This window comes from Acetobacter papayae JCM 25143 (genome assembly GCF_000613285.1).
GTDB classification, from domain to species: Bacteria; Pseudomonadota; Alphaproteobacteria; order Acetobacterales; family Acetobacteraceae; genus Acetobacter; species Acetobacter papayae.
This window is the reverse complement of sequence record NZ_BAIN01000068.1, coordinates 1-12,213: the sequence shown is the minus strand read 5'-3', so window position 1 is coordinate 12,213 and position 12,213 is coordinate 1. Positions and strand designations below refer to the sequence as shown.

General features: G+C 59.7%; 9 protein-coding genes and 4 pseudogenes. 6 read left to right on the top strand and 7 right to left on the bottom strand.

Going from position 1 to position 12,213, the window contains the following annotated elements:
* From JCM25143_RS19390 to JCM25143_RS19385, 3 genes and pseudogenes are all read right to left on the bottom strand, one after another.
* Positions 1-580 (bottom strand): 2Fe-2S iron-sulfur cluster-binding protein (locus tag JCM25143_RS19390; RefSeq protein WP_035371285.1); only part of this gene is annotated, 580 nt, incomplete at its 3' end.
* Complete coding sequence (locus JCM25143_RS12550; RefSeq protein WP_025861448.1) at positions 577-873, bottom strand: sarcosine oxidase subunit delta; 297 nt, start codon at positions 871-873, stop codon at positions 577-579. The genes JCM25143_RS12550 and JCM25143_RS19390, both read right to left, overlap by 4 nt.
* Before the next feature lie 7 nt (positions 874-880).
* Positions 881-2,139: pseudogene (locus JCM25143_RS19385) on the bottom strand (sarcosine oxidase subunit beta family protein).
* Between the two features lie 82 nt (positions 2,140-2,221).
* Here JCM25143_RS19385 and JCM25143_RS12540 point away from each other — a divergent pair.
* Entirely contained in the window at positions 2,222-3,190 is a 969-nt protein-coding gene (locus tag JCM25143_RS12540) for a LysR family transcriptional regulator (RefSeq protein WP_025861447.1), read from the top strand.
* On the opposite strand, the gene JCM25143_RS21005 is transcribed toward JCM25143_RS12540, so the two are convergent.
* Together JCM25143_RS21005 and JCM25143_RS12530 are read right to left on the bottom strand one after the other, a co-directional pair.
* Positions 3,187-3,834 carry an HD-GYP domain-containing protein gene (locus JCM25143_RS21005; protein WP_025861446.1) on the bottom strand — a complete coding sequence of 216 codons (648 nt, stop codon included), beginning with the start codon at positions 3,832-3,834 and terminating at the stop codon, positions 3,187-3,189. The two genes, JCM25143_RS12540 and JCM25143_RS21005, sit on opposite strands and share 4 nt — an antisense overlap.
* 229 nt (positions 3,835-4,063) lie before the next feature.
* Positions 4,064-5,437, bottom strand: a complete 1,374-nt coding sequence (locus tag JCM25143_RS12530; protein WP_148300135.1) for a GGDEF domain-containing protein — start codon at positions 5,435-5,437, stop codon at positions 4,064-4,066.
* 398 nt (positions 5,438-5,835) lie between these two features.
* On the opposite strand from JCM25143_RS12530, the pseudogene JCM25143_RS19375 reads away from it, so the two are divergent.
* The 4 genes and pseudogenes from JCM25143_RS19375 to JCM25143_RS12515 all read left to right on the top strand — a co-directional run bounded on the left by JCM25143_RS19375 (position 5,836) and on the right by JCM25143_RS12515 (position 9,911).
* Positions 5,836-8,261 (top strand): annotated as a pseudogene (locus tag JCM25143_RS19375) (TonB-dependent receptor).
* Positions 8,262-8,324: 63 nt separating this feature from the next.
* Positions 8,325-8,906 carry a tetratricopeptide repeat protein gene (locus JCM25143_RS19370; RefSeq protein WP_051543325.1) on the top strand — a complete coding sequence of 194 codons (582 nt, stop codon included), beginning with the start codon at positions 8,325-8,327 and terminating at the stop codon, positions 8,904-8,906.
* Complete coding sequence (locus JCM25143_RS24195) at positions 8,900-9,187, top strand: hypothetical protein (RefSeq protein WP_051543323.1); 288 nt, start codon at positions 8,900-8,902, stop codon at positions 9,185-9,187. Before JCM25143_RS19370 ends, JCM25143_RS24195 begins: the two co-directional genes overlap by 7 nt.
* 118 nt (positions 9,188-9,305) lie before the next feature.
* Positions 9,306-9,911: a GcrA family cell cycle regulator gene (locus JCM25143_RS12515; protein WP_025861444.1), complete on the top strand. Its 606-nt coding sequence runs from the start codon at positions 9,306-9,308 to the stop codon at positions 9,909-9,911.
* A 96-nt stretch (positions 9,912-10,007) separates the two neighbouring features.
* Here JCM25143_RS12515 and JCM25143_RS12510 read toward each other — a convergent pair whose 3' ends face one another.
* The gene (locus JCM25143_RS12510) at positions 10,008-10,766 is read right to left on the bottom strand and encodes a bactofilin family protein (RefSeq protein WP_199897881.1); all 759 of its coding nucleotides are present in this window, start codon (positions 10,764-10,766) and stop codon (positions 10,008-10,010) included.
* A gap of 142 nt (positions 10,767-10,908) precedes the next feature.
* On the opposite strand from JCM25143_RS12510, the pseudogene JCM25143_RS19365 reads away from it, so the two are divergent.
* Positions 10,909-11,906, top strand: a pseudogene (locus JCM25143_RS19365) (adenosine kinase).
* A gap of 68 nt (positions 11,907-11,974) precedes the next feature.
* On the opposite strand, the pseudogene JCM25143_RS22430 reads toward JCM25143_RS19365, so the two are convergent.
* A pseudogene (locus JCM25143_RS22430) lies at positions 11,975-12,213 on the bottom strand (hypothetical protein); the annotation flags it as partial.

Genomic DNA, 12,213 nt, shown 5'->3' with positions numbered 1-12,213 from the left:
GCCCCGCCGGGCCGCTGCCCACCACCAGCACATCGCAAAATGCCGTGGCTTTTTCATACTGGTCGGGGTCGGCCTCGTCCGCCGCGCGCCCCAGCCCCGCTGCACGGCGGATCAAGGGTTCGTATACTTTCTCCCAGAAAGCAGCAGGCCACATGAAGGTCTTGTAATAGAACCCCGCCCCCAGCACCGAAGAAAACAGACTGTTCAGCCCCAGCGCGTCAAACCCGAGGCTGGGCCAGCGGTTCTGGCTGGCGGCGGACAGGCCATCATACAGCTCCGCCACCGTGGCGCGTGTATTGGGCTCGCGCCGGGGGCCGGTGCGCAGTTCCACCAGTGCGTTAGGTTCTTCCGGCCCGGCAGACAGAATGCCGCGCGGACGATGATATTTGAAAGACCGGCCCGCCAGCCGCACACCATGAGCCAGCAGGGCAGAGGCCAGCGTATCGCCCGGATGGCCCGTATACTGCCGCCCGTCAAACGTGAAGCGGATCGTCCGCTCCGTATCGATACCATTGCCGCCCGCCACACGGTGCGGCTGCGCGCCCGAAGTGGGAGAAGAAGACATACCGGCGTCCGTCATGCCGCGCCCTCCTTGTGTTCAGCCTGATGTTCAGCCTGCGCCACCGCCCGTGCCGCGCGCACGTCGGAAACCAGATGGGTGCGCGTATCGCGCGTTACCACCAGCCATGAGCGGCACCCCACACCATGGTACCAGAGTTCCTGATGGAGCCCGGCAGGGTTGTCGCGCAGGTAAACATAATCCACCCACGCGGCATCACCGGCCTCTGCGGCCGGGCGGCGCACCGTGGCATCGCCCCGGTAGGTAAATTCCTCAACTCCGCGCGAACCGCAGAAAGGACAGGTCAGACGCATGGAAACCTCAATGCAGATTGGGCTGTGCGCCCATGCCTTTTTCATCAATCACCGCGCCGCGCGCGAAACGGTCGAGCCGGTAGGCTGTCGCCACGGGGTGCGGCTCATCACGGGCGAGCAGGTGAGCAAAACATAGGCCCGATGCCGGCGTGGCCTTAAACCCGCCGTAACACCAGCCCGCGTTCAGGTAGAGCCCCTGCACCGGCGTATGGTCGATAATGGGGCTGCCATCCATGGACATATCCATGATCCCGCCCCAGTGCCGCAGCAGGCGCACGCGCCCAATACGCGGCATAAGCGCCATGCCGCCTTCGCACACATCCTCAATCACGGGCAGGTTGCCGCGCTGGGCGTAGGAGTTATAGCCGTCGATATCACCACCAAAGACCAGCCCGCCCTTGTCAGACTGGCTGATATAAAAATGTCCGGCCCCGAAGGTTACCACACCGTCAATAAACGGCTTGATCCCTTCGCTGACAAACGCCTGCAGCACATGGCTTTCAATCGGCAGGCGCAGGCCCGCCATGGCCGCCACCCGTGAGGAATTACCCGCACAGGCCAGCCCCAGCTTGCCAGCGCCAATAAAGCCGCGCGTGGTTTCCACCCCCACGGCCCGCCCGCCTTCAAGGCGAATACCGTGACCTCGCAGTTTTCGATAATATCCACGCCCAGCCTGTCCGCCGCTCGGGCATAGCCCCACGCCACGGCATCATGCCGCACCGTGCCACCGCGCCGCTGCAACAGCCCGCCCCGAATGGGAAAGCGCGCATCGTCAAAATTCAGGAACGGCACCATGGCGCGCACCGCCTGCGCATCGAGCAGTTCGGCATCCACACCGTGCAGGCGCATGGCGTTGCCGCGGCGGATATACGCCCCGCGCTGGGCATCGTTATGGAACAGGTTCAGCACGCCGCGCTGGCTCACCATCGCATTGTAATTGATGTCCTGCTCCAGCCCTTCCCACAGCTTCATGGCGCATTCATAGAACGGCTCGTTACCGGGCAGGAGATAGTTCGAACGCACAATGGTAGTATTGCGCCCGACATTGCCGCCGCCGATCCAGCCTTTTTCCACCACGGCTATGCGCTTTCCGCCATAGCGTCGTGCCAGATAATAGGCCGTGGCCAGCCCATGCCCGCCACCGCCCACGATCACGTAATCATAGGTGGGGGCCGGGGTTGCCTTGCGCCAGGCCGGTTTCCAGCCCGTATTGCCGCGCATGGCCTCGCGCAGCAACGCAAACAGGGAGTAACGATCAGTTTGCATGATAAATCCGCTCTTTGCTCTGTTTTCACCCTTACGGAGCGTTCGCGCTTGAGACAGCATAAATTTTTCTTATAATACGACCATGGCCATAGCAGACCTTCCGTTTGACCTGTCATCGCTGACCGTATTTCTGGCCGTGTGCGACAATGGCAGCATGGCGGCCGCCGCACGGTCGCTAAAAGTAACCCAGCCCGCCATTTCACAAACCATAGCCGATCTGGAAAACCGCCTTGGCACGACATTGTTTGATCGCAATGTCCGCCCACTGGCGCTAACCCCTTCAGGCACGGTGCTGCGCCAGTACGCACAAAGCATGCTGGCCGAAGTGCGGTTGGTGGCCACGGGCATACAGAAAATGCGCCTTGGGCGTGTGCCGCAATTGCGTATGGGGGTAGTGGACTCACTGGCCCGCGCTCTTTCCACCTCCATTTCCGACTTCATGCACGAGCGGGTGGGACGGCTGATCGTACATGCGGGCCTGACGGAAACCCACGCCACAGCCCTGCTGACCCGCCAGATCGACTGCGTGATCGGGGTGGATGAAATGGAGGATGTTTCCGGTCTGGAGCGCTGGCCCCTGTTCGAGGAACCCTACCTGCTGCTGTACCCCGAGCAGGAAACCCCGCCGCGCGACACGCAGGAACTCAGGGATTTTCTGGGCCAGCACCCATTCGTCCGCTTCTCGCAGCGTTCACGCACGGGGGCGGAAATCGAGCGCTTTTTGCGCCGCCTGCGTATTGATGTGCCTTTCCAGCAGGAGTTCGACCTGCCTTATGGCGTTTATGCCACCTGCCGCAACCGGGGCGTTGCCATTACCACCCCGCTCTGCCTGTATGAGGCGGGTTATACCCAAGGCTGTGGTCTGGCCTGCCACCCGCTGCCAAGCCCGACTTTTCACCGGCGGCTGACACTTGTGGTGCGGCGGCGTGAGTTCGGTCGTTTTCCGCTTGATCTGGCGCTGTTCCTGCGCGAACAGCTCAAGCAGGACGTCATGCCCGCACTCGGTGGGCTGTTTCCCGCTTTTGTGGAGCAGATGCGCGTACTGAGCTAGCCAACCCGCAATGTGGGTGCAGGCGGGATGGTGCGCATGGAGCTGACGATTTCAGGCAGCTTGTCAGCGCAGAGTCTCCCCAGATCCGGGTGGAAGCTCCGCCCGCTCTCTTTATGCAGATACTCCTGCAAACGCGGGACTGACCACGGTGCCTTGTACCGCCTGCGGGATGCACAGGCATCAATCGTATCGGCCAAAGAGACGATACGAACCAGTTGGGGAATACTGTCCCCCTTCAGCCCCAGCGGGTAGCCGGTACCATCCCAATGCTCATGGTGCATCAGGATTGTATCGAGCACATCCTGCGTGAAGTCGTGATCATACCACTGGGTTACAGCCAGCCCGAGCAAAGGGTGGCGCTGCACCGTTTTTTTCTCATCAGCGGTCAGGCGTCTGGGGGCCTGAAGAATCTCGTTGGGGATAAGCAGCTTGCCAGTATCGTGCAGTTCCCCGGCCATTTTCAGGGTTGCACGGTCGATCGTGTTGATCCCCGCCAGATCAGCAATGGTCTGCGCCACGTGGCCGACCCTGAACCCGTGCCCCTCATCCATATCCGCCACCTGACGAATAAATTCTGGGAAGGGCAGTGTCTTGGGGGGCAGTGCGTGCTCCGACCAAGCCCCGGTCTCATGATCCCCTGACATTACTGGCTATCCTTGATGCCGCTCTCTTTCGGCTATTACCGGAAAAGATTATCCCGCCCACACAAGGGACCAGAGCGGGCTGCGGTCTGAAATTCTTAAAAAAGTCTTAAAACTCTATCGTTTACTCGACTGAAGGCGGGTTGCCACTGTGCCATCGGATGACATTTCAAGCAACCATAACAATGCCTCTACCACCTAAAAAATGCCATAAACCCACCCATGCGGGGCGTTATTGCGTTTCCAGCACCTGCGCGACAACAATCCGGTTCCGGCCCTGCGCCTTGGCCGTATAAAGCGCCTGATCAGCCTGATTGATCAGGGCGCGGACATTGGTCTGCCCATGCAGGGTTGTCACCCCACCCGATACACTCACCCGGACCTGCTGCTCGGAACGAAGGGTTACAGGCAGATGGCTGATAGCCAGGCGAATCCGCTCGGCACATTTGCGGGCGGCCTCGACATCGGTTTCTGTCAGGACAACCAGAAACTCCTCGCCACCATAACGGAAGACATAATCATTCACCCGCAGGGATGACGTAATCGTGTTGGCGACGAAGCAGAGAATCTCATCCCCCGCCAGATGCCCGAAGGTATCATTGATCGACTTGAAATTATCGATATCAAACAGAACGATACTGAAATGCTTGTTCTTGGACAGCGCGAAGGAAATTTCGTTCTGCACCACCACATCGAGAAACCGCCGGTTGAGCACCTTCGTCAGCGGGTCGCGGCCGGTCTCTATCTGCTCGATATTATGGAAAATACTTTCCATCAGGAAAACGATTTTTCGAATACTTCTGTGCAGGGAGGCAACAAACCGCTCGGGTAATACTCCCTCCTCCCGGATGGCCGTGAGCTGCATATCGAGCGCTTCGATCTCGCGCTGGATCTGCACGAACTCGGAGCGACCATTGAACAGGTTTCGGCCTTTATGCGTAAACCACAGACCAAAATCAGAATCTTCAAGATTATAAAGATCCTGAAACCTATTTTCACATAATGAGCGCATCGTTTCCATGCACCATGTGAAAAATGTCCGTGCCTGCGTCTCTTTTTCGAAACTCAGATCCTGACCAATGGAAACAAGGCGCAGGGCCTCGTTATCCTCGACCATTTTACGAAAGCTTTTTTCATAGGAGCGCATGATGAACTTGAACGCAAAGTCCATCATACCCCCGGCATACAGGATCAAGCCCGAGCGATCAAAACCACCAGCCTCATCCTGCGTAAACAGGCCAAGGATCTGCTTTTTCAGAATATAAAAACCATACGCTACAATATGGGTGGGAATTTCCAGTCGGGCATAGCTCGCCCCCAGCCGCATCTGTATCTTGCACAGGCGTGCCACATGGTCGGGCGTGGCGGAAAAGAGGGTGACCAGATAGTAATACAGGCTCCGCTTGAGCGATTTCTGGATACTGTCCTTTTCCAAGAAATCCGCCACATCGGCATGCTGGAGCAGGGCCTCGCAAAAGAACGCCACACAGGCCTGCCCCTGCGCCTCGACCCGCCGCCTGACATGTTCACGCTCGTCCTGTGGTGCCTGAAGAATAATGTCGCGCCACTGTTCCTGCGGCGTGAGGTAGATGAAATTCTTGTCCATAATATCTGGTATGCCTCGCAAAGCTCCACGCCACAGTGAAAGTGAAGGCACTTTCGCGTCACGAAAACAGACACGCGTGGAACCGCCAAAATTTTCTTTTATCTGCGTATGGTCTGCCTTTTCCAAAGAACCATACGACTACCGACCGCACTCGCCTTCCAGACTGATACTAGCACACAGCCCCCGGCCCGCAACGGGAATCCCCACCGGGCGGGCCGACCAACCAGAAAGCGGCCCCGCGCACGGCACGATCAGGCTGAACGTGGCTGATAGGCAACAGTTCCCGCCAATATGGCCTTCTGGTGGCTTTTTACCGCCTCCTGTTATTGCGAATCATTCGTAGCACCTCTATCGCCATGAGTGCGAATGATTATCATATTTGAATGGAACCCCTCATTATGGCTGTCTCACGATTGAACGCCCATCTGCACAAAGCCCCGCTGGCCCTTGGTCTGGCCCTTGGGTGTCACGCATGGTCCGCTTTCGCTGATGAACAGCCCGCCGCCGCAAAAAAGAACACCCTGCCTGACACAAGCAGCCAGACCAGCACCAATGCGCCCAGCGCCAACCTGTCCAATGCCGGGGGCAAAGGCCCCAAGACCACCACCCGCAAAGATGGTTCGCATGTGGAGGAATGGGTTGTAACCGCCTCCCCCATGAACACGCTGCACACGCCCATCGGGCTGAGCCGCATGCCGGATGACGTGCTGCACACACCGCAGACCATCGACGTGGTGCCGCAGATCGTCATGCAGCAGCAGAACGTGAAATCACTTGATGAGGCACTGAAGAATGTGCCCGGCATTACCGCTTCCGTGGGTGAGGGCGAAGGCGGTATGTCGGGTGACCAGTTCCTGATCCGTGGTTTTGCCGCCAATAACGACATTTATGAAAACGGCCTTCGTGACTTTGGGGTTTATACCCGCGACAGCTTCGATTACGAGCGTGTGGTTGTCATCAAGGGGCCGTCTTCACAGGTGTTCGGCAATGGCACAACGGGGGGTGCAATCAACGTTGTTACCAAAACCCCTACCGCCAAAAACCATTATCGCGCCTCGTTCTCGGGCGGGAGCGGCAACTATTATCGCGGCACGCTTGATATCAACCACAAGATTACCGACACCATCGCCTTCCGCCTGACTGGCATGGGCAATGAAAACGACATGATCGGTCGCAATGCTGTCTATTCGCACCGCTGGGGCATTGCGCCATCAATCATTTTCGGTCTTGGAAAAAAGCTTAATTATACCGTTGAATATTTCCACCAGACTGATAACCGCCTGCCCGATTACGGCGTGCCTATGGTCAAGGACCCCAAGGCTGCCTATAGCGCACCGGCCACCGAATATGGCGTAAACCGCACCAACTGGTATGGCACCACGCTTGATGCCGACAATTCCAGCGTGGATATGCTGACCGGCCGCCTGCAGTGGGAAGCCAACCGCTTCATCACCATCTCCAACGACACGCGCGGCGGCCTGTATAGCCGGTATTTCTCCGCTTCGGGCGTTGGATGCACCGGCAGTGATCTGGTGGATACCAACGGCCAGCTAAGCAACAGCACCACCAGCAAGAACAACTGCAGCACGGCCCTGTTTGGCGGCAACGCAGCAGCAGCCAAGCTCTCGCGCACGGGTGGTGTATTCGGCCCCAATCCGTACCAGCAGGATGACTGGTCTGTGCAAAACGTGCTGTCTGCCATTGCCAAGTTCAATACCGGCCGCATCCGCCACCAGATGCTGGGGGGGCTTGATATCATGCATGTCTATGACCAGCGTAAGAACTACGCCTACAACAACCCCGTTGCCCGGCAATACGTCAACCTGCTCGACCCCTCGGCCTATGTTCCGGGTCTTTCCGTCATTGATGGCAACTCGGACCCCGGCCACCTAGTCAACACCAAAACCGCTGGCCAGAAGCTTTGGAAAAAGGGTGATGCCACCGATATCGGCCTGTTCCTGTCTGAACAGGCATGGGTAACCCCATGGTTTTCCATCCGGGCCGGGCTGCGCTGGGACCACTGGAGCAGCAATTACAGCATGACCGGCGGCAAGGGCGCTGATGTGTACATGGGCCAGACCCAAGACACCATCAACCCCAATGTCAGCCTGATGTATACCCCCAACGACCACGCATGGTGTATTTCACATGGTCTGAATCCACCACGCCGCTGGGCCTGTATGTCACCAACAGTTCCGAACCCCTGACGACCAACAACCAGAAACTGCAGCCCGAGCGCAGCAGGCTGTATGAACTGGGTGCAAAATACTCGGCTTTTCATGACCGCATCGGTTTCACGGCCTCGGTGTTCCGTCTAGAAAAAAGCAATGCCACCATGCAGGATTCCAGCGTCAGCGGCGGGATTATTTCCTCGGGTGACTCCCAGCGCAATCAGGGGCTTGAACTCAGCGTTTCTGGCCAGATCCTGCGTAACTGGAACATGATTGCCACCTATGCCCGCTATGACAGCATCACCACCGGCGGTACGGCAGCAGATATCGGCAAGCAGCTCCAGTACGTGCCGCGCAATCAGGCGACCGTGTGGACGACTTACGAAATCGCCCCCTCCTCCTCTTACAACCTGCTTGTGGGCGGCGGCATGACATGGCGTGAAGGCGTGTTTGTAGACCCGGCCAACACCGGACGCGTGCCCGCCAACGTGGAATTCGATACCGTGATCTCGCACCGTTTCGACAACCACTGGAAAGTGGCCATGAACGGCTACAATCTGGCCAACCGCCTGAACTACAGCAACCTGTTCAGCGATCGCGTCACGCCGTCCATCGGCCGGGCGTTCCTGTTCAACCTGTCGGCTGATTACTGAGCCACAGACCAACGATTACGGAACCGGGCTTCCGGCCCGGTTCCGTCAGTCCAAAGCGCCACAATGTCCCGCTCCTTTCTCTCCCGCCTGTTTTCCCGCAAGCGCCGCAAAGCGCCTACCCCGCCCATTATCCTGCCTGAATCCGTGCAGGCCATTTACGAGCGGGCCTGTCGGGGCCACCATCTTGATCAGGTTCTGTGGGGCAAGGCGCTCCTCAAAAGCAGCTTTGTGCCTCCAGACCACGAGCAGGCGCTCATCTGGTTCACCATGGCGGCCAATGCCGGATATGGCCCGGCCTCCAACATGTTGGGACGATGCCACCATTTTGGCTGGGGCGTGCCCAAGAGCTTCGAACAGGCAGCCATCTACTACGCACAGGCTGCGGAACAGAACGACGAGTGGGGGCGCTACAACCTTGGTATTCTGACACTCCGCGGACTAGGCATGCCGCAAAACCTGCCACGGGCGTTCTCGCTATTCGCCAAGGCCGCGCAGAACGGCCACGCCAAGTCCATGAATATTCTCGCCCGTTTTTACGAGGAAGGCTGGACAGTCCCCCCCGACCCCGAACGCGCTCGCGCCCTATACCGCGCCTCGGCCGAAGGGGGCGATTACCGTGCTGCCACAACCACGCCACCGTGCTGACCCAGAAAGGCGCATGGCAGGAGGCCCTGCACTGGTGGACACAGGCCCAGCCCCACGCCACCTCTGATATCCTGCTGGCTATGGAACGCAGCCTGAGCGCGCTGATAGCCCTGCCACCACGCAGCACCACGCCACCCGAACACTCCACCCACCCCACTGCTGATGAGCAGGAAACCGCCCGCGCCCTGCTTGAACAGGTGCGCGCCCGGATCGCCCTGATTGTGCCCGAGCGCCCCCAGCCAACCCCGCCAGACCTCTCCATGGCCGGAAAAGCGGACTGAGCACTCCCTTCTTTCAGGCTTTCCGCTTGAGCCGCCGCCCCCATGCCCCTAAGATAGATGGCTTCGCAGTGCGTGTGTTGCGCTGGTCAGGTCATCAATGGTCGAAAAGGTACATGGAATGGAGTGGACCGACGAAATAATCGCCCAGCTCAAAGAGCTATGGGGCGAAGGTCTTTCGACGGCGGAAATAGGTCGCCGCCTCTCCATTACGAAGAACGCCGTTGTTGGCAAGGCGCACAGGCTTGGCCTGCCCCCGCGCCCTTCGCCTATTCGCCGTGATGGCAAGCCCAAAACCGCAGGCGCGGAAAAAACCGAAAAAACCGTGACAACCAGTGCTGAGGCAGCCCCCCCGCAGCCTGCCCCCAGCATCCGCGAGGCCACCCCGGCCCCTGTGGTGGCACAGCCTGCAACACCGCCCGCAGCCCCCGTTGCCCGCACCAGCCCGGCAGTAGCCGCCCCCGTGCGGGAAGAGACGGTCGAGCGCAAGGAAAAGGTTGCCGCAGCGCCCAAACCGGCCGCCAAGCCCAAGCCCACCTTCCGCAATGTTTCGGACCCCGAACCGCAGAAACGCCGTGGCCCCGCATGCTGCTGGCCAATTGGCGACCCCGGCACCCCGGGCTTTCGTTTTTGTGGAGCAACACCGTTGCCGGGCAAGCCTTACTGCGAGGAACATGCCCAGATCGCATATGTAAGACTACGCGACCGCCGCGACACCATGGCCTGATTGAACTCAGGGGCCTGTACCAAACAGGCTCTGGTAGCGCGTTAAAACCAGAAAGGCTGGCCCGGCTATACGCCTCGGGCCAGCCTTTTTGCGTTTTCAGCCCTGAGTGGAAGACTCAGAGGAGGCCGAAGCCGGAGCGATTGTCGCCGGAGAGGTCGCAGAAGCACTGTTTTCAGGCAGCATTTCAAGCTGGCCGCTGATCTGGCCGCCATCTTCCACCTTCAGGCGGCAGCAGGAGGCCTTGCCCAGCAGGCGGCCCGTGCCACGGACTGTCAGGCTGCCACGCACCACCAGAGAACCATCGACAGTGCCGGAAATTTCAGCGCTTTCCACTTCCACACCACCGCGGAACAGGCCGCCGGGCATCACCACCAGTTCGGCAGCATTGATCATGCTGGATTCCACGGTGCCTTCCACAACAAGGCGTTCCGCATCCTGCACGGAGCCCTGTACGCTGATGCCACGCCCAACAACAAGCGTACGCTGCTCAGCCACGTCCTTGCGCCCGGCAAGCTGCGACGGCAGGCCGCCACGCGCACCCGGCATCGGCGGAATACCTGCCCCTGCGGGCAGAGGAGAACCGGAAGGAAGGGGCGCACGACCCATGGCGGGGGTATCCTTTACGTTATCATGATTAGAGCCAGCAGCGCCCGCCTGGGAAAGGGGAGGCCGCCCTGAATTGGAAGAAAACGGAGCACCAGAAGAGGCTCCCGCCGCATCTCGCGGCGCTTGTGCGCCGGTCTGTGCGGGCTTTTCCGGTGGTTTGCTTTCTTCAGTCTTGCGTCGTCTGAACAAGAATGTCCCCCTGCCGTTAGGCCGCCCACCTTGTCGGGCGGCGTTCGTCCGCACATACATTGCCCATCCGGGTCGGGCGCGAGTCTATACGAGCCGACAACCGTTGGGCAAACTTTGCGTAGCGCCAACTGTTGCCCTTTTTATGGCGGCAGGCTAGCCAAACAGCCAGAGTTCTCCATTTTTGAAGAAAAGTTTTAATAAAATGACCGATCCTGACATTCGTTACGATATTCTGGGTATTGGCAACGCCATTACGGACATTCTGGCCCGGGTCGATTTTGCTTTCCTCGAAAAACAGGGCCTCACACCCGGCAGCATGACGCTGATCGACGCCGAGCGCGCCAACGCGCTTCAGGCCGCACTCACACCCGAGCAGGTTATGGGCGGTGGCTCCGTGGCCAATAGCTGCGTGGTGGCGGCACAGTTTGGCGCGCGCGTGGCGTATCTGGCAAGGTCGCGCGTGACGAGGCCGGGGTTAAGTTCGGTCAGGACCTGCACAGCAACGGCGTGGCGTTTCCGTCCGAGCCACTGAATGCACAGCTTTTCGACAATCTGCCGACCGCGCGCTGCATTGTCATGATCACCCCCGACGGGCAGCGCACCATGGCTACCTATCTGGGAGCCTGCACCTGCTTTACCCCCGATGACGTGCTGCCCGATGTCATTGCAGCCTCCTCCATCGTGTATCTTGAAGGCTATCTGTTCGACCCCCCGCACGCGCAGGAAGCTTTCCGCCGGGCCGCAGCCATTGCCCATAAGAGCGGACGGCAGGTTGCCCTGTCCCTGTCAGACCCGTTCTGTGTTGGCCGTCACCGCGCGGCTTTCCTTGATCTGGTCAAGGGCCATGTCGATATCCTGTTCGCCAACGAGGATGAAATCTGCGCCCTGTACGAAACGGAAAGCTTCGACACCGCCGCCCGCCATACTGCGCAGGACACCACCTTCGCGGCCCTGACCCGCTCCGGGCTGGGTAGTGTTGTGGTGCATGAAGGCACGTTTACGAAAGTGGACCCCGTACCGACACAGGTGGTCGATACTACCGGCGCGGGCGATGCCTATGCGGCAGGCTTCATGGCCGGGCTAACGGCTGGCCGCACCCTGCCTGAATGCGGCAGGCTGGCATCCGTCGCGGCATCGGAAATCATTTCCCATTACGGGGCGCGCCCGCTTTCCAACCTCTGGGCTGAAATGGGGTTCTGAGCACACCGCTCATCCCCACCGGCCGAACCTGCCCTTAGCCGAGGGCGGGTTCGGACAGGGCCTTGTCTTCACACGGCACATTGACCACCCGCCCATCCTGCACGCGCAGGGCCAGACGGCCTTCGCACAGGCGCGGGCGGCATCACCAAAAACGCGACCACGCCAGCCACCCAGCAGGTGGGTGCCTGTGACGGATCAAGTGCGAGCGCCTCAAGCTCCTCCTGCGAGGCCACAAGCTTGGGCGCCACGTCATGCGCCTCGCAGCAGGCGTTCAGTAGCACCTTGAGCAGCGCTACCAGAGAAGCCG